The organism is Pseudoduganella sp. GW821-FHT11H04 (assembly GCF_058807935.1).
On record NZ_JBXARE010000002.1, the window covers coordinates 416048 to 432319 of the forward strand.

Sequence of the window (16272 nt, forward strand, 5' to 3'; positions counted from 1 at the left end):
GAGGACCTTTCGTTAAATTGCTGTAGTCGGGGTTTTGCCCCGGAATGCGGAAATGGCCGAAGGCGGCACTTCGCCCACGGAATCAATCTTGACGGTGACGTTGCCTCCGCTGCCGACCTGCACGCTGTCCAGGCGGCCTTGCACGGCCAGCGGCACCACGGCGTTGCTTTCGCTGGCGACGCGCATCGAGTAAGTGCCGGCAGGCAGGCCCAGCGCCACCGGATCGATGGTGAACTGGTGGGTGCCGGCGGGCAGGGTGCCCATGGTGATTTCGAACTGCTGGCCATTGCCCGAGGTGAGCACCAGGGTGGTTTTTGCCGAGCTGCTGCCCAGGGTTGCTTCGCCAGTGACTTTCTGGCCGTCGAGCGTGACCTGGTTCGATTGCACCAGTACGTCGGAGCCTACCTGGGCGCCCATCGCCAGCACCTGCATCGACTGCAGCACTGAAGCGTTGGCCGAGGTCAGGCTGGCCAGGTTCTGCAGCGCTTCGGTTTGCGACAGCTGGGTCAGCTGCTGGACGAACTGCGACGGGTCTTGCGGCGACAGCGGGTCCTGGTTCTGGATCTGGGCCACCAGCAGCTTGGTGAACATGTCGCGGCCTTCGTTGGAAGCGCCGTTCAGCGCCACGCCGGTCGGGTTGGACGCTGGCGCGGCCGCGTTGGTGAACAGGTTGGTTTCCATCAGGATTCGCCCAGTTTCAGCAGGGAGGCCTGCATGCCGCGAATGCGGCCCAGCACTTCCACATTGGTTTCAAAAGCGCGCGAGGCCGACATCATGTCGGTCATCTCGGCCACCTGGTTGACGTTGGGGTAGAACACCATGCCGTCGGCATTGGCCAGCGGGTTGCCCGGCTCGTAGACCTTGCGCAGCGGTTCGGCCGACTGGACCACGTCCAGCACCTGCACGCGGCCGCTGGCGGCATCGCTGCCTTCATCCATCATGGCGGCGAACACGGGCTTGCGGGCGCGGTAGGTTTCCGCCTCGCTGCCGGCCACGGAATCGGCGTTGGCCAGGTTGGATGCGACGGTGTTCAGGCGAACCGTCTGCGCCGCCATCGCCGAACCGGCGATTTGCGCAATATCTTTAAAGCTCATGGGTTTCCCCTTTTTTGGTTACTGGCCGTTAATGGCCTTGGCAAGGCCGCGCAACTTCATGTTAATGAAGGTCAGGCTGGTCGCGAAGTCAGTCGCGTTCTGGGAAAAAGCAGCTTGTTCGACGCCGATTTCAACGGTGTTGCCGTCGCCGGTTGGGTGGTAGGGCACACGGAATTTGGTTTCTCCGTCGCCTTCAAAGACAGGTTCGCCCGCCGTTTCGGCTTCCACGCGCGCCAGCGACTCTTTGAAGTCGATATCCTGGGCGGAGAAACCCGGCGTGTTCTCGTTGGCGATATTCGATGCGAGGATGCGAGTACGCTGTGCACGCAACTGCAGTGCATCGGCGTGAAGGCCTACTGCGTCTTTAAAATTAATGGCCATTTGATACTCTCCTCTGGTAATGTCCCAGCGAATTTACAGTCTAAAGGTATTGCCTATGCCCAACAATCCTATTGTACATGTTTTCCGCGTTTTGTTGCTCTTGAGCATTTGTCATTACCATGTGGCAAGTGCTTCAGAAATGGATGATTTGTTGAGCAAGATACAAGAAGCTGCAAAAAATCAATTGCAAAACCTGTCAGAAAATCAGCGCTGGCAGGAGGCGAAGTTCGATGTGGAAGTGATACGAAATAATCGCGTGATTCCGGCCTGTCCCTCTGAAGTTCGAGTGGAGAGCCTTGATCCGCGGGGGATTGCGCGCATGCGCTTCGTTGCCGTCTGCCCAAACTTGCAAGGATGGCGCTATGAATTCATTGCAAAAGGCAAGGTTTCGGCAAAGGTTGCCGTTGCTGCAAACGATTTAATGTCTGGAAAAATTCTGTCGCCTTTAGATTTGTTGTGGCAGCGCCACGATATCACCTTGATTCCTGACGCTTTTTTTAATGTTGGCGAGCTTGAAGGCATGGCTGCGCGGCGCAGTATCCGCACCGGTGAAGTCATGCGCCAGAACATGCTGGTGGCGCCGCAATTGGTCAAACGGGGCGAACAGGTGCGCATCGTTGCGCGGCGCGAGCAGATTGAGGTCTCGATGTCGGGCGAGGCGATGGATAACGGCGTGCGGGGGGCGGTGATACGGGTGAAAAACAGCAGCGGCACCCAGATCAGGGCGCGCGTTATTGACGTCGGGACGGTGGAGCCAGCTGAGCTGCCTTGATGCTGGCGGCGACTTTCCCCAGCTTGTCGGCATAGGCAGGATCGGTGGCGTAGCCGCCCGCTTGCAGGGCGTGGGCGAAGGCCTCGGCATCGCTGCCGGTGTTAAGGGCGCGGCGATAGCGTGGGTTGTCCAGCAGCATGCCGGCGTAGTCTTCAAATGAGCCTGCCATATCGCCATAGCCGCGGAATTGTTCCTTGCGGTTGTGCGCTGCGCCGCCTTCCACTTCTACTGTTGCGAGGGCTTGCACGGCGCCTTGCCAAGTGCCGCCGGCCTTGATGCCGAACATATTGTTGGCGGGGGCGTGACGGCCCCAGCCTGTTTCCAGTGCCGCATGGGCGACGACCAGTTCCGGCGCCACGCCAAGGCGGGCTGCGGCTGCTTCGGCGTGTGGACGGATCGCCTCCAGGAAGGCTTGCTGGGCGGCGTCAGGGACGCCATTTTCGCCGGCTGGTGTGTCGGTGCCGCCGATTGCGCGGGCGGCGATACGGGCGCGCAAAGCGGCGCCGTCGGCGGTCAGGGCGCTGCCTGCGGAAGCGGAGCCGGAGCTTGCTGTGCCGGCGGAGGCGATATAGCGGGCGACCTCGTCATGCACTTGGCGGAAGGTGGCGCTCATGGCGGCTCCCGCTGGCGCGTTGCCGGCGGCGTGTGCGGCGGCTGCGTTGGTCGCGATGCTGGTGCTGAACGAGGCCGGCAGCACTGGGCGCGTGGCGCTCATATTGCTGCTGGTCGCCGACGTTGCCTTGGTAGGCGCGGTGGCGGGCGTCAATGCAGTGAAGTCAGACCGGCTCATAAGTTTGATCGTCGCCATGCAGCACGCGCTGCATGATGGTGTATTGCTCCGCCAGCAAATCGGCATTGCGGCGGCCCATTTCGCGCGCCGTCTGCACCATGGCTTCGAGCTGGGCCCAGTCAGCTTCCAGCCGCGCACGCGGCTCGGGCTTGAGCAGGGCGAAAACCTGTTCCATCGATGGTGTCGGGCCGGTCAGGCGGGTAGCCAGTTCGACCCGCTGGGCGCGGCGCGCTTCCAGGACATCGACCAGCGCGCCGATTTCTTTCGCGAGCTCACCAAGGCGCTCGCTCTGGTGGCGTACGGCAGCTTCAAATTGCTGGGCAATCAGGTCCAGCATTTGCTGATAACTTTGCAAGTCCGCCTGGATGCCCTCCAACAGCATCTTCATCGCGTCCTGGCGTGACAAATCTTTCACTGCTCGCCCCGGTGGAATTTCTGGATCAGGCCGGCCAGCTTGCCGGCGTCGAAGGGCAGTTCTCCCTTGGCCAGTGCGTCGCGCAACTGCGCCACGCGTTCGTGGTCGATATCGCCCATTTCCTTCATCGCCTTGATGGCGGGCTGCATCACAGCAGTTTCCAGCTCGCGCTGGGCGGCAGGGGCGTTGGCCGGGTGCGCCGATTCCGCTGGCGCGCTGTCGGAAACGGTTTGCACCGGAGTGCCTGGTGTGGAACCGGAAATCCTCATACGGCTTCCTCTTGACTTAACATTAATGGCCATTGCTCTTCCCCTTGCCAGGCAGTAGTTGTTGTCGCAATTTCTGCAAGAGGCCAGGTTCGGGCAGGTCCGATTCCCGGATGATAGCAGTCTTGCTGCTTGGCATACCAAACATATCGGCGATGGATTTCGCCTGGTTGTTGGTGAGGATCAGTAGTTCGATTCGGCGGTTGACACCAGCATCGGCCCGTTTGGCATCGAGCGGCGCACGGTCGGCCATGCCCACCACCTGCAGCACGCTGTCCTGCGGCATGGTGCCGGCCAGCAGCTGCGAGCGCGCCGCCATGGCGCGGTTGCTGGAGAGGTTCCAATTGGAGAAGGCTTTGTAGCTGGTGTCGGCGTATTGCGAGGAGTCTGTGTGGCCGACGATCAGCATCTGATTTTCCATGCGCGCGAACAGCGGGCCCATGCTTTGCAGCAGGCGCGCGAACTTATCGGTCGGCACCGCCGAGCCGCGCACGAACATGCCCTGGCTGTCGGTGTCATGCAGCATGACGCGCAGGCCGTACGGGGTGATTACCGCTTCCAGGTTGCTGGAGAGGCCGTTCTCTTCGCTCATCTTGCTGAGCGTTTTCGACAACAGCTTGAGGTCTTCCGGCGACTCATAGCGCACGCGGTTTTCGGCGGTCTGTGTCGGGCTCTTGTTATAGCCTTGCGTGGCGTTGCCATCGACATCGGTATTGCCGGTGCGCGGCATCGGGAAGCGTTCGATCAGGCTGCCGCGCGGGCCGCCAACCTGTTCCGGCATCACGCCCTTGCCGACGTCGGTCTTGCTGCCGTCGGACTGGGTCAGCACGTGTTCCAGCGCTTCCTGGTTGCGCACGGCCATCAGCCACAGCACGAGGAAGAGGCACATCAGGGCCAGGCAAAAGTCGGCGAACGCTACTTTCCAGGCCCCGCCGTGCTCATCATGCTTGTGCTTGCCACCGCCGCGCTTGACGATGGTTTGCTCATGGTGCTTGTCATGCGGCTTTAGCACGGCCACCTCCTCGGCGCGAGGTCGACTCAGGCTCGTCGCCGCCTTCCATTGCATTGATCCAGCCTTCGAGCTGGGCGAAACTTGGCTTGATGTTCAGCTGCACCAGGCGGCGGCCGGCGTCGATCGCCAGCAACGGCGGCTTGCCGGCCACGTGGGTCACCAGCACCACCTTCACGCTTTCCATGGTGGAGGCTTCCTGCACCACCAGCTGCTTGAGCATATTGGAGATCGGATCCAGCACGCCGTAGCACAGGAAGATACCGATGAAGGTACCGACCATGGCCGCGCCGACGTGCTCGGCGATTTCGGCCGAGGTGGCGCCTTCGCCCACGGTGCCCATGGTGATCACGATGCCCAGCACGGCGGCCAGGATACCGAAGCCCGGCATCGCTTCGGCGATCTTGTTGAGCGACTTGGCCGGCTGGGTCAGTTCTTCGTGGATGGCTTCCAGTTCCTGTTCCAGCACGCCTTCCAGCTCGTGGGCATTGATCTTGCCCATGGCCATGAGGCGGAAATTGTCGACAATAAAGGCCAGCAACTTGGGTTCTTCCAGGATCAGCGGGTAGCGCTGGAACAGCGGCGATTCGCGCGGCGCTTCAACGTGCGCGTCCAGCGCCTTCAGGCCGCCTGCGGCCAATTGCAGCAGTTCGTACATCAGCAGCAGCAGCTGGCGCTGGAATTCCGAGTCGTACTTCTTGCGCGACAGCAGGTGCTTGCACTGGGTCATGGTCTCGGCCAGCACGTGGCGCGGGTTGCCGATGACGAAGGCGCCAAAGCCGGCGCCGGCAATCACCAGCAGCTCCAGCGGCTGCCAGATCGCCGTGAAGTGGCCGCCCATCATGGCGTAGCCACCGAACACGGAGCCAAACACGATCATGATGCCGAATAATTGCTGCATGGTTTATGCCTTTCGAATGTCTGTGCACATAGCGCAGCGGCTCAGGCCGCCAGCACCGCTTTCATCTTGTTCAGGGCCTGCTTGTTCAACTGGCAGACGCGGGCGTCGGTCAGGTCCAGCACGGCGGCGATTTCTTTGTAGCTGAGCTCGAATTCGTAATACATCTGGATCACGCGCTGCTCGCGCTCGTCGAGTCCGTTCAATGCCTGCTCCAGGCTGCGGCGTATCATCAGCTGCTCTTCCGGGCCGGCGACGCTGCCGGTGTCGGCCAGGGTGTCTTGCAGGATCTCGTCGAAGCTGGCGATGGTTTCTGCGTTTTCATCAAGCAGGTAAGCCTGGTAGCCCTCCGCATCGAGGCCGAGCGCGGTCATGGTTTCCTGCTCGCTTGGTTCGCGGCCCAGCTTGCGCGTCAGGTCGCGCACGGCGTCGCGCATCTTGTGGCTTTGCTGGCGTACGGCGCGCGGGCGCCAGTCCTGGCGGCGCAGCTCGTCGAGGATGGCGCCTCGTACACGCAGCGAGGCGTAGCTGCCGAAAGACGCGTCGGGCTCGCCGTAACGGCGCAGGGCTTCGAGTAGGCCCATCAGGCCGATCTGCTCCATATCGTCGCGGTCGATCGCGCCTTGTACTTGCGAGTTCAGCTGGCGCACGATGCGCTTGACCAGCGGGGCGTAGGCGAGCAGGTGCTTTTGCTCGTCGGCTACGCTGACCGCGCCGTAGTTTTCGGCATAAGGGTCTGCAAGCGTGTCCACCAATCCCATGGCAGCCTCTTTATTCCAGGATCAATTTGCCGATCATGACCTCTTTGAAGGGGCGCTCGCGCTGCTCCTTCGCATAGGCTTCATCGTAGGCCTTGTTCAATTCTTCGACAAACTGGTCGATGGTCATCATGGATGCTTTTTCCATCGGCAGGGCCGACAGGGAACGTACGGCTACGCTGCGCAGCAGCGGCAACGCTTCCTTGGCTTCCTTCTCCTGCTTGAGCGTGGTCGAGATAACGAGGTCGGCCGACATATAGTGCGGCACGGTGTCGCCTGGCTGGCGGCGCAGCATGACGATGACTTTTTCGATGGTCAGGTATTTCAGCGGTTCACCGGGCTTTTTCTCTGCCGCTTCTGCCTTGGCCGGCTCGGCGCCTTTGCCCTTCATGTACCAGACTGCGCCTCCGGCGGCGCCTGCGCCCACCAGCAGCACGGCTGCCACGATCAGAACCAGTTTCTTATTCATTGAATGCTTACTCCCGTTCGCCCAACATGGCAAATGTGGTGGTGCCGGCTTCACCGTCGTCCAGGCCTCGGCCTGGCTGGCGTTGTTGCCCGGATTGTTGCTGGCGCTGCTGCTGGCCGCCATCGGCCGGGCTGCGCGCGTTGCTCGACGACACCGTGACCGCGACTTCGCCCAACTGGCGCTGCGACAGGTCCTGGCGTACGGCATCGCCGATGGTGTTCAGCTGGCGCAGTACTTCGCTGTGGCTGGCCGCGATATTCACTTGCAGTGCGCCGCCGCTATGTCGCACCGAGATTTCGACACTGCCCATATTAGGCGGTTCAAGGCGGATCACGGCGCGCTCGTCGTTGCGCGACAGTTGCAGTTGCAGGCGGTCGCCCAAGGCGGCGCGCAGTGGCTGCTGCCATTGCTCGGGGCTGCCGCTCAGGTGCAGCGCATCGCCGGACTGGCTGGCGGCGGTGTTGGCGAGCACGCTGCGGAAGCCTTGCAGGGCGCTGGCGTCGCCAGGCTGGCGTTGGCTGTCGGCCAGCAGGCTGGCACTGTCTTTGGCGATGATCGGAGCGGCGCTGCTGTCGGCAGCCTGGCCGCCTTGCAGGGCGGTGAGTGCGGCCGACAAGGCTTCGCTCGCTGAAGTTCGGCTGGCGACTGGCTGGCCCGATACGGAGGCTTGCTGGCTGCCGTCCGGCAGGGGGGGGACTGTTGCGGCCAGCATTGCGGCGCGTGCGTTGAGCAGGGATGCGGCTGGCGCCTGGGAGGCTTCGGCGGCAGCTTCGCGCGCCGCCAATGTGCTTGCCTGCGCTTGCTGGCGGAGCAGGGCGTCTGCAGCATTAACTGTATTTGCGGCGCTGGTCAGGGCGGCGGCAACGGCGGCCACGCTGCCTGGCGTGGCGCCTGGCGTGCCGGCGAGCGGCAGGTTGCCCATGGCGGGCAGCATGGTGGCGAGTGCGGCTGCGGCGGCTTCGTCGCTGCTGCTATCTTGCGCATCGCCTTTGCTGTCGTCGGCCGCATCGGACATGGCGCCAAGCATGGCGCCGAATGGAATGGTCGCGGGCTGCGCTGCGGCGCTGGAATTGGAGCCAGGCTGGCCGCTAGCTTGCGCGCCGGCCTTCACCGGTGCGGCCTTCGCGGCGTTGGCTGCTGGCGGCGGCTGGCCGGCATTGGCCGCGCTCGAGCCCTTGGCGGTGCTGGCGGCGTTCGCGGCGCCGTTGGTAGCGGGGGCGGCATTCGCCGCAGGCAAGTTCATCATGCTCAAGTTCCGGTTTCAGCGTCGCCGCTGTCGAGGGCATAGGCGAGCCAGCCCTCTCTGTTGTTGGTCATATCTTGCAGGTGCTGGCCCAACTCGACGGCCGCGCCGTCAACTTTGGCCACGGCCGCCAGGTGCAAATCGCGCAATGCAGCCAGCGCGGCGCGCTCGGCCGGAGTCCACTTGCCCTGCGCCGCCAGCTGGGGCAGGGTGTTGCCCATCAAAGTATTAATCGCCGCCAGCGCCTGCCAGTCTTTGGCGGCGGTGGCGGCGTTCATCTGCTGCGCCAGCTGCAGCAGCGTCTGGCGCCTATCCATGCTTGTCATGCACGCCTTGCCAGCCGGCGCGGATCGTCGTGAGCAATCCAACGATTTCGTCGATCACGGCCGGGTCCATATCGACCCCGGCTCGGTACAGGCGGGCGGCGCAATAGTCATACAGGCGGCCCAGGTTGGCCACCACCTCGCCGCCTTGCTCGAAGTCGAGCGAGCTGGCCAGGCCATTGATGATTTCCGTGCACTTGTCCAGGCTCAGCGCTTTCTGCTCGTAGCGCTTGCCCATGATGTGGCCGCGGGCGCGTGCCAGCTCTTCCAGCAAACCATCGGTCAGCACCAGCACCAGTTCGACTGGTGTGGCGCGGGCTGTCTGGGCTTCGAGATTGGTGGCGTGATAACTGCCGTAGGCTTCGTGATCCATTTTTTAAAACCTTCAGGAATCGTTTTTACTGAACATAGCTTCAAACATGCCCGTGGTGCCGCTCATCTGGGACTGCAGGCTTTGCAGCTGGGTGAACTGGGCCAGGTAACGGTTGTAGGCGTTGTCGTATTGGGTTTGCAGGGCGGCCTGGCGGGCCGTCAGCTCGGTTTGCAGGTGTGCGTTCGCGTTCCTGCGGCTGGCCAGTTGGCCGGTGCCGGTCTTGGTCCAGCTGTTCAACAGCGTGTCGAGGTTGCCCAGCACGCCGCTCGGCGCGGTGAGGCTGACCTTGCCCAGGATGGCGTCCAGCCCGGTCGGGTTGGTGGCCAGTGCCTTGTCCATGCGCGTTTTGTCCAGCGCCAAGGTGCCGTCGCGCTGGGCGCTGATGCCATAGGTGACGAGGCTGGCGCCGCCCACCGAAGTGCGCAGCAGCGACTGCATACGCGACTTGAGCGCAGCAATGCCGGCGTCGGATGCGTAGATGCCGCTGTCCTTGCCTTTTGCTGCATCGCCGGCCGCAGTCAGGTCGGACAGCGTGCCCATCATCTTGTTCCACTGGTCGACGAAGTTTTGCACATTACCGGCGGTGCCGCCGCTGTCGCGCGATACGTTCAGGGTGGCCGGCGCCGCACCCGGCACCTGGGCTTTGTTGAAAGTCATCGACACGCCGTCCACCACGCTGAAGGTGTTCGACGCTTGCGTGATCTTGTTGGCTGGCGCGCTGTTCTGGGCGCCGACCCAGATGATGGCGTCGGTGCCGGCTTGTGCGGCCATATTCGGGTCGCCCAGCGCTGTCTTCAGGTTGGCATCGCCGAGGTTGGTAGTGTCGATGCCGGCCACGCTGTTGTTCTGCCCGGTCAGGTTCGAGGTCAGTACCAGGCGGGTCTGGCCGTTGACCGTCAGGGTCGAAGCGGTTACGCGCGAATTATTCGTCGCTTCCATATTGATGGCGGCGGCGATTTCCTTCGCGCTCAGCATATTGTTTGCGTCCTTGTCGCCATTGGCCAGGTTGACGGTGAAGCTGCTGCCGTCGGCCAGTTTGACTGACAGGGTGCCGGCTGCTGCGCCCACCACATTGGAGTCGGCGACGCCGCTGTACGAGACCTGGCCTGCCGTGGCCAATTGTTCAACATAGAACTGGTAATTGCCGGCCACTGCGGTGGCGTTCGCGGTGGCAGTGCCGACGTCGGAACTGAACGTTGCCTTATTGGCTACGACCGAGCCCGAGGAGGACAGCGAGGAAAGCGAGCTGCGGAAGCTGCCCATCGCCAGGCTGAGCGTGCTCAGCGCCTTGTCTGTGGCAGTGGCGATGCTCGACTGCGCATCGATCATCGACTGTCGGCCCTGGGTGTAGATTTGGGCCAATTGCGTGGCCGTGGTCTTAGGGTCGTATGTAGGGACAGAAGTTGCCATTTCTCGTGCTCCGAGGAAATTAAATGAAGTGTACCAAGGTAAGAGGCGACCAAAGTTGCGACTTCATGAAATCTCCAGCTCAGCTTTTCATTTATGCCCGCGGTACCACAGTTGGGTTGCCAATTCATCATGACGCTTGCGCTCTTGCGCCCGCTGCTGCGTCGCCGCCGCATCCTGGTGCCGCTCCAGCACCTGGCCCAGCACCTCGCGCTTGACATAGGCTGCGGTCAGGGCGCGCTGCGACACCGCCATGTCGGCCTCATGCATGTGCAGGTTGAGGCGCTGGCTGTCGGCCATGGCCATCACGCCTTGCTTGTAATCGCCGCAATTGACGGCCAGCGCCATCGGCAGGCGGCCGGAAGCGCCGCTGCTCTGGTACAGGTCGGTCAGCTTGTCGAGCGTCTTCTTGTAGCGCTCGCGCACGTTTTCCTTGGAAGCCATTTCCGATTGCAGCCGGTCCACTTCGTTGCTGCGCATATCGACCAGGGTCGACAGGCTGCGGATGGTGTGCTGGGGCGTGGTCATGCCATTAACCTTTCAAGCTGGGACACGCAATTTTCATAAGGCGCCGCTTCGCGGGTGCCCTGGCACAGGAATTCTTCGATATGCGGATTCAGGTTCACCGCTTTATCGGTGACAGGATCGGCGCCGGGCACATAGGCGCCAAGCGGTATCAGGTCGCGCACACGTTCGTGGCGCGCCATCGAGGCTTTCAGTGCGCGCGCGGCCAGCATGTGCTCGCGCGAGATCACGTGGTTCATGCAGCGGCTGATCGAGGCGGCAATATTGATTGCCGGGTAGTGGCCGCGCTCGGCCAGTTCGCGCGTGAGCACGATGTGGCCATCCAGGATCGCGCGGGCGGTATCGACCACCGGGTCCTGCTGGTCATCGCCTTCGGCCAGCACGGTGTAGATCGCGCTCATGCTGCCGTAAGGGTTCTCGCCATTGCCGGCGGACTCAACGAGCTGGGGCAGGGCGGAAAACACCGATGGCGGATAGCCCTTGGTGGCAGGCGGCTCGCCCAGGGCCAGCGCTACTTCGCGCAAGGCCATGGCGTAGCGGGTCAGCGAATCGACCAGCAGCAGCACGTTCTTGCCCTGGTCGCGGTAATGGGCCGCGACGGAGTGGCACAGCTCGGTTGCCATGATGCGCATCAGCGGCGACTCGTCGGCCGGCGCGATCACCAGCACAGCCTTCTTCAAGCCATCCGGACCGAGCGACATTTCGATGAATTCACGGACTTCGCGCGAGCGTTCGCCGATCAGGCCGACCACCACGACATCGGCCACGGTCTGGCGGGTAATCAGGCCCAGCAGCACAGACTTGCCGACGCCGGAGCCGGCCATCAAGCCGACGCGCTGGCCTTTGCCGAGCGTTAGCATGCTGTTGATCGCGCGCACGCCAACGTCGAGCGGGTCGATGACCGGTTGTTTCTTGAGCGGATTGACGCGCGGGGGCTGCGCGTCCAGCGCATGCTCGCCGCCCAGCTTGCCCAGGCCATCAATCGGTTCGCCGATGCCATTGACCATGCGGCCCAGCCAGCTGTCGCCGATCTGCAAGCTGCCCTTGTCATTGGTCGGCAGCACGCGCGCGCCGGTTGTCAGGCCGGACGCTTTTTTGAACGGCATCAGGAAGGTCAGCTTGTCGCGGAAGCCCACCACTTGCGCGTCGAGCCAGTCGCCATCGACTGTCTCGATCTGGCAACGCTGGCCGGTGTGCAGCTTGCAACCCGTGGCCTCCAGCAGCAGGCCGGACGCGCCCACCAGACGTCCGGTCGGGGTCGCCAGCGGAACGTCGTCGAGTTCCAGTTTGCGCAATGCTTCGGCAATCATTCTTCGCTCTCAGCGTCGTCGCCGCCATCGGCAGCCTGCAATTGATTATCGACCTGTTCCATGACCGCAGCAAGACGCTGATGACAGCCGGCATCGACTTCCGTATCGCCAGCGCGGATATGGCATTCGCCCAGGTCGAGGCGGGCATCGCCGATCAGGTTCCAGCGCTTGGCGCGCTTGGAATCGACTTCCATGATGCGTTTGACTTCTTCCGGATTCAGGTAGACGTCGATCTCGTCGCGCGTTGGCGGCATGGAGGCCAGGGTCTCGTCGACCAGGGCCATGATCTGCACCGGCTGCAGGGCGAGCTCGGCGCGGATCACATTGCGCGCCACTTTCGCCACCAGGTCCACCACTTCCTTGCGCTGCGCCGCACGGTAATCGGCGCGCAGTTTCTTCAGCGATTTCAGCATGCCGTCCACCGGACGTGCCAACTGGTCGAAGCCGACCAGGGTCTCCTGGCGTCCCTCTTCACGGCCCAGCTCAACGCCTTGCTGGCGGCCTGCTTCAAAGCCATCTTCCTGGCCGCGCTGCAAGCCGATTTCATAGCCGTCGCGTTGGCCCTGTTCGAACCCTTCGCTGACCGAAGCCTGCCATTGCGCGGCGTCGACCAGGTGACCCTGTCCAGCGTTGGCGCCGTGCGGATGCACGTACTGCTGCAGCGGCGGGAAACGGTAGGGGCGGAACTGTTTCATTATTCGATCACCGTTTCGGCGAAGAGCTGTACTTCGACTTCGCCGGCATCGGCCAACGCTTTGACGGTGGCCATGATTTCCTGGCGTGTCGCTTCGATGCGCGACATCGGCACCGGACCGGCGCGGCGCATCATGTCTTCGAAGGCTTGGGCCTGGCGTTTCGGCATCGTCTTCAGCACGGCGTCGCGGATCGCGGGCTCGGCGCCTTTGAGCGCGATGGCCCACTGTTCCAGCGGCACTTCCTCGATGATGCGGGTCAGGGTGACTTCGGTCTGGGTCGACAGGATGAGGAAGTCGTACATCTGCATTTCAATCTGTTCCACCACTTCCGGATCGTGGGCGCGCAGCAGTTCGACGATCTGGGCGCGGTTGCCCGGCAGTCGGTTGAGGATCTCCGCGACCTGGCGTACGCCTTCCACGCTGGTCGATTGCGAATCGAAGGAGGACAGGCAGCGGTTGACCAGCTCTTCCAGTTCCAGCAGCAGGTCGCGGTCGATCTCGTCCAGGCGCGCCATGTTCAGCAGCACCAGGTCTCGCCCTTCCAGCGGCAGCGCGTCCAGGATCTGGCCGGCCAGCGCCGGCGGCAGGAAGGCCAGGAAGACCGCCTGCATCTGCACGTGTTCGTTGGCGATGTAATCGGCCAGCCATTTCGGCGAAGCCCACTGCAGGCGCGCCATTTTCGGGCGCAGCTCGTCGCCGTAAATGCTGTTCAGCACGGTGTTCGCGATATCGCCGCCCAGCGCCAGGTCCAGCGAACGCTTGAGGAAGGAGCGCGAGGCGCCATGCACGCCGGATTGCTGGCGGTAGTCATCGAAGAAGGTTTGCATGGCAGTTTTCACTTCTTCCACCTTGATGCCGCTCATGCGCGACATCACCTGGGTAACTTCCAGCAGCTCTTCACGCGACAGGCAGCGCAGCACGGCAGCGGCCGGCTCTTCGCCGATCGACAGCAGCACGATGGCGGCTTGCTCGACCGGGCTCAGGCCCTGTTCATGAACCTGGTCCAGGTTATTGTTGATGTCGGCCATTTTTCTGCATCCATTGTTTGACGACTTCGGCTACGCGCTCCGGCTCTTTCTCGGCCAGAACCTTGAGGTGGTCCACCATTACGTCGACCGGGGAGCCGGCCGGAGGCAAATCGTAGTTTTCCAGCAAAGGCACGACGGGCATCTGGCTGCCTTCCAGCGCGCCCGTCTTGCCGGCGATTGCTTCCTCCGGAGAGCCTAGTGCAGCCGCCGGTGCAATGGCGCCAGGCAGCGCGGTGCCGGCAGCTGCAACCGCGGTTGCCTCCGCCTGCGCCTGGCGTGCGGCTGTGCCCGCCAGTGCAGGCTTGGCCGCTTGTGCTGGAGCTGGCGGGGCGAAGCGTGCGGTCAGCATGCGCAGCAGCGGACGCGCCAGCAGCAGGTAGGCCAGCAGCAATGCAATCGCATAACCGATCCAGTTAGCCGAATCGACCACCGTATCGCGTTCCTGCCACCATGGGGTCTCCGCCGCTTTCGCCGGGAAGTTCATGGCGCTCACGACGAGCTTGTCGCCGCGGTCTTCATTGATGCCCAGGCCGCTGCGCAGCACCTTGTCGATATTGGCGATCTCAGCCGGGGTCCAGCCGGTTTTAGGGAAGGGCGCAGCGGCCTGCGCCAGCACCACGGCCACGTTCTGGCGCACCATGCGGCCACGGGCGCGCTTGGTCGAGGTGATGCTGCGGTCGTAAGCGAACTGCCGTGTGGTGGCGTTCTTGCGGTTGGTGCCTTCCGGCGCCTGGCCCGGCGCACCTGCCGTGCCGCCTGCCGCAGCGGCATCGGCTGCCTGCTGTTGCGGTGGTCGGTTGGACAGGGTGCCTGGCACGCCCATCGCAATGCGGTTGCGGTCCTGCTCTTCGCGCATCGCTTCGCTGGTCACCTTTGGATCGGCGCCATATTTCTCAACGGTTTCTTCGACCTTGTCGTTATCGACATCGGCAGTCACGCTGACGCGGAAATTGTTGTCGCCGACGATAGGGCCCAGCAGGCCGTGGATGTTGTTGCGGATTTCGTCTTGCTGGCGTTTGGCGTTCTCGTTAGTGGCGGTGGAAGCGTCGAAAGTTTCGCTCAGGTCGACGTGCGAAGAGAGCAGGTTTCCCGACTGGTCAACCAGGCTCACGCGTGCAGGGTTCAGCGAGGCAACGCTGCCCGACACCATATTGACGATGGCGGCAATGTGCTCAGGAGCCAGCGTACGGCCCGGCTTGGTAGCGATCACCACCGATGCGGAAGATTTTTCGCCATCGCTCGATACGAATGAGGTGGACTTGGCGATCGACAGATGCACGCGCGCATGCGAGATGGCATCCAGCGTCATGATCGATTGCGCCAGTTCGCCTTCCAGGCCGCGGCGGAAGCGCACGTCCTGCACGAATTGCGACACGCCCAGCGGATCGCTCTTGTCCATCAATTCAAGGCCGGCCGGCAGTTGCGCGGTCACGCCTTTTGCGGCCAGCATCATGCGCACCTGGCCCAGCTTGCCTTCCGGTACCAGCACCTGGCCGGTGTCCGGATGAATGCGGTACGAAATTTTTTCCGCATCGAGCACATTCATCATGTCGGCGGCCGCGACTTTTTCGCGTTGGCCAAAGACAGGCTTGTAGCCGCTCTGGTCCTTCCACATTACCATCAGCACAAGCGCGGTGACGCCGACGGCCAGCAACAGCAGCGGGTACAGGTTCTTTACGACAGCAGGCGGCACAGCTGGAGCCGCGGCGCCACGCCAGCGTCCAAAGGCGGACTTGAGGTTCTCGATCACGTGTGGTCTTTCGAAAGGGAAGGCGTAAAAGGAGCTTACAGCGGAAGCTTGATCAATTCATCCACCGCACCCATCACCTTATTGCGGACCTGCATCAGCATCTGGAAAGACAGGCTGGCTTCCTGGCTGGCCAGCATGGCGCCAACAAGGTCGTCGCTACGGCCGGCATCGACGTCGGCCATCTTTTGGCTCGCGTTCATGTCTTGCGCATTGACACCGGCGACAGCGTCTTGCATCGATTGGGCAAAAGAGAAGGTGGAACCTGGCTGCGGTGCGTTGAATTGCGCCGCCGGAGCGATGGCCGTGGCATGCTGGGTGAGTTCGGAAGCCGCGTTGTTCAGGGCTGCCAGGTCGGCCTTGATCAGGCCTGCGAATTCATTTGCCATAGGGCACCTCAGGTGGGTTGCGCGGCGCTAAGTAACTATTGTTGTTGCAGCAACTGTATTGACTTCAAGACAGTAACTAACAATATGGAGTGAATGTTAAATAGTGCCGTACGGGAATACGGAGTGTAGCGCGAATTCGTGCTCGTAACAACCGCTTACAAAATGCAAAACCTCTTATAAATCATGCATTAAGAGTCGTTTTTGCAACCAACTGACATTGCCAAACACTAATGAATATTAACGTGCGGCAATTTTTATGTAAAGACTTTTTGACCGATGAGATACTTGATCCATGGCAATACGGAGGGAATTGAGTTATTCTACGCTTACCAATTCATCCCGAGCGGATAACTTTGCGATACGATTAAAGCGGACGGATG

21 protein-coding genes are annotated in these 16272 nt (G+C 62.4%); 1 reads left to right on the forward strand and 20 read right to left on the reverse strand.

Annotated features, from left to right (window positions below):
- Positions 1-12: 12 nt before the first annotated feature.
- Genes AC1RTP_RS05675 through flgB form a run of 3 tightly spaced genes read right to left on the reverse strand, consistent with a single transcriptional unit; the run spans position 13 to position 1475 of the window.
- On the reverse strand, positions 13-681 hold the full coding sequence (locus tag AC1RTP_RS05675) for a flagellar hook assembly protein FlgD (RefSeq protein ID WP_498605512.1): 669 nt from the start codon (positions 679-681) through the stop codon (positions 13-15).
- Positions 681-1094, reverse strand: coding sequence for a flagellar basal body rod protein FlgC (gene flgC, locus AC1RTP_RS05680; protein ID WP_498605514.1), 414 nt, complete (start codon positions 1092-1094; stop codon positions 681-683). The genes AC1RTP_RS05675 and flgC overlap by 1 nt, the downstream gene beginning before the upstream one ends.
- Positions 1095-1112: 18 nt before the next feature.
- A complete protein-coding gene (flgB, locus tag AC1RTP_RS05685; protein WP_498605516.1) occupies positions 1113-1475 on the reverse strand; it encodes a flagellar basal body rod protein FlgB in 363 nt (120 codons plus the stop codon).
- 55 nt (positions 1476-1530) lie between these two features.
- Here flgB and flgA point away from each other — a divergent pair, with 55 nt between their 5' ends.
- Complete coding sequence (gene flgA, locus AC1RTP_RS05690) at positions 1531-2247, forward strand: flagellar basal body P-ring formation chaperone FlgA (RefSeq protein WP_498605517.1); 717 nt, start codon at positions 1531-1533, stop codon at positions 2245-2247.
- Here flgA and AC1RTP_RS05695 read toward each other — a convergent pair.
- The 17 genes from AC1RTP_RS05695 to fliE form a co-directional block, all read right to left on the reverse strand.
- Positions 2207-3037: a glycoside hydrolase family 73 protein gene (locus AC1RTP_RS05695; RefSeq protein ID WP_498605519.1), complete on the reverse strand. Its 831-nt coding sequence runs from the start codon at positions 3035-3037 to the stop codon at positions 2207-2209. The two genes, flgA and AC1RTP_RS05695, sit on opposite strands and share 41 nt — an antisense overlap.
- Positions 3024-3452: a flagellar export chaperone FlgN gene (flgN, locus tag AC1RTP_RS05700; protein WP_498605521.1), complete on the reverse strand. Its 429-nt coding sequence runs from the start codon at positions 3450-3452 to the stop codon at positions 3024-3026. The genes AC1RTP_RS05695 and flgN overlap by 14 nt, the downstream gene beginning before the upstream one ends.
- Positions 3449-3754, reverse strand: a complete 306-nt coding sequence (gene flgM / locus AC1RTP_RS05705; protein WP_498605524.1) for a flagellar biosynthesis anti-sigma factor FlgM — start codon at positions 3752-3754, stop codon at positions 3449-3451. Before flgM ends, flgN begins: the two co-directional genes overlap by 4 nt.
- Entirely contained in the window at positions 3744-4730 is a 987-nt protein-coding gene (locus tag AC1RTP_RS05710) for a flagellar motor protein MotB (RefSeq protein WP_498605527.1), read from the reverse strand. Before AC1RTP_RS05710 ends, flgM begins: the two co-directional genes overlap by 11 nt.
- Positions 4714-5628: a flagellar motor stator protein MotA gene (gene motA / locus AC1RTP_RS05715; protein ID WP_498605529.1), complete on the reverse strand. Its 915-nt coding sequence runs from the start codon at positions 5626-5628 to the stop codon at positions 4714-4716. The genes AC1RTP_RS05710 and motA overlap by 17 nt, the downstream gene beginning before the upstream one ends.
- A gap of 41 nt (positions 5629-5669) precedes the next feature.
- On the reverse strand, positions 5670-6386 hold the full coding sequence (locus tag AC1RTP_RS05720; protein ID WP_498605531.1) for a FliA/WhiG family RNA polymerase sigma factor: 717 nt from the start codon (positions 6384-6386) through the stop codon (positions 5670-5672).
- A gap of 10 nt (positions 6387-6396) precedes the next feature.
- Entirely contained in the window at positions 6397-6852 is a 456-nt protein-coding gene (locus AC1RTP_RS05725; RefSeq protein ID WP_498605532.1) for a flagellar basal body-associated FliL family protein, read from the reverse strand.
- 7 nt (positions 6853-6859) lie between these two features.
- A complete protein-coding gene (locus tag AC1RTP_RS05730; protein ID WP_498605535.1) occupies positions 6860-8098 on the reverse strand; it encodes a flagellar hook-length control protein FliK in 1239 nt (412 codons plus the stop codon).
- 2 nt (positions 8099-8100) lie between these two features.
- Entirely contained in the window at positions 8101-8412 is a 312-nt protein-coding gene (locus AC1RTP_RS05735) for a hypothetical protein (protein ID WP_498605536.1), read from the reverse strand.
- Entirely contained in the window at positions 8405-8791 is a 387-nt protein-coding gene (gene fliS, locus AC1RTP_RS05740) for a flagellar export chaperone FliS (protein ID WP_498605537.1), read from the reverse strand. The genes AC1RTP_RS05735 and fliS overlap by 8 nt, the downstream gene beginning before the upstream one ends.
- A 12-nt stretch (positions 8792-8803) precedes the next feature.
- The gene (fliD, locus tag AC1RTP_RS05745; protein WP_498605538.1) at positions 8804-10201 is read right to left on the reverse strand and encodes a flagellar filament capping protein FliD; all 1398 of its coding nucleotides are present in this window, start codon (positions 10199-10201) and stop codon (positions 8804-8806) included.
- Between the two features lie 87 nt (positions 10202-10288).
- Positions 10289-10726, reverse strand: a complete 438-nt coding sequence (fliJ, locus tag AC1RTP_RS05750) for a flagellar export protein FliJ (protein ID WP_498605540.1) — start codon at positions 10724-10726, stop codon at positions 10289-10291.
- The gene (gene fliI / locus AC1RTP_RS05755; protein ID WP_498605542.1) at positions 10723-12033 is read right to left on the reverse strand and encodes a flagellar protein export ATPase FliI; all 1311 of its coding nucleotides are present in this window, start codon (positions 12031-12033) and stop codon (positions 10723-10725) included. Before fliI ends, fliJ begins: the two co-directional genes overlap by 4 nt.
- The gene (gene fliH / locus AC1RTP_RS05760) at positions 12030-12728 is read right to left on the reverse strand and encodes a flagellar assembly protein FliH (RefSeq protein ID WP_498605544.1); all 699 of its coding nucleotides are present in this window, start codon (positions 12726-12728) and stop codon (positions 12030-12032) included. Before fliH ends, fliI begins: the two co-directional genes overlap by 4 nt.
- Entirely contained in the window at positions 12728-13756 is a 1029-nt protein-coding gene (locus tag AC1RTP_RS05765; RefSeq protein ID WP_498605546.1) for a flagellar motor switch protein FliG, read from the reverse strand. Before AC1RTP_RS05765 ends, fliH begins: the two co-directional genes overlap by 1 nt.
- Positions 13737-15506, reverse strand: a complete 1770-nt coding sequence (gene fliF, locus AC1RTP_RS05770) for a flagellar basal-body MS-ring/collar protein FliF (protein ID WP_498605548.1) — start codon at positions 15504-15506, stop codon at positions 13737-13739. The genes AC1RTP_RS05765 and fliF overlap by 20 nt, the downstream gene beginning before the upstream one ends.
- Positions 15507-15541: 35 nt before the next feature.
- Positions 15542-15892: a flagellar hook-basal body complex protein FliE gene (gene fliE, locus AC1RTP_RS05775; protein WP_498605549.1), complete on the reverse strand. Its 351-nt coding sequence runs from the start codon at positions 15890-15892 to the stop codon at positions 15542-15544.
- Positions 15893-16272: the final 380 nt, after the last annotated feature.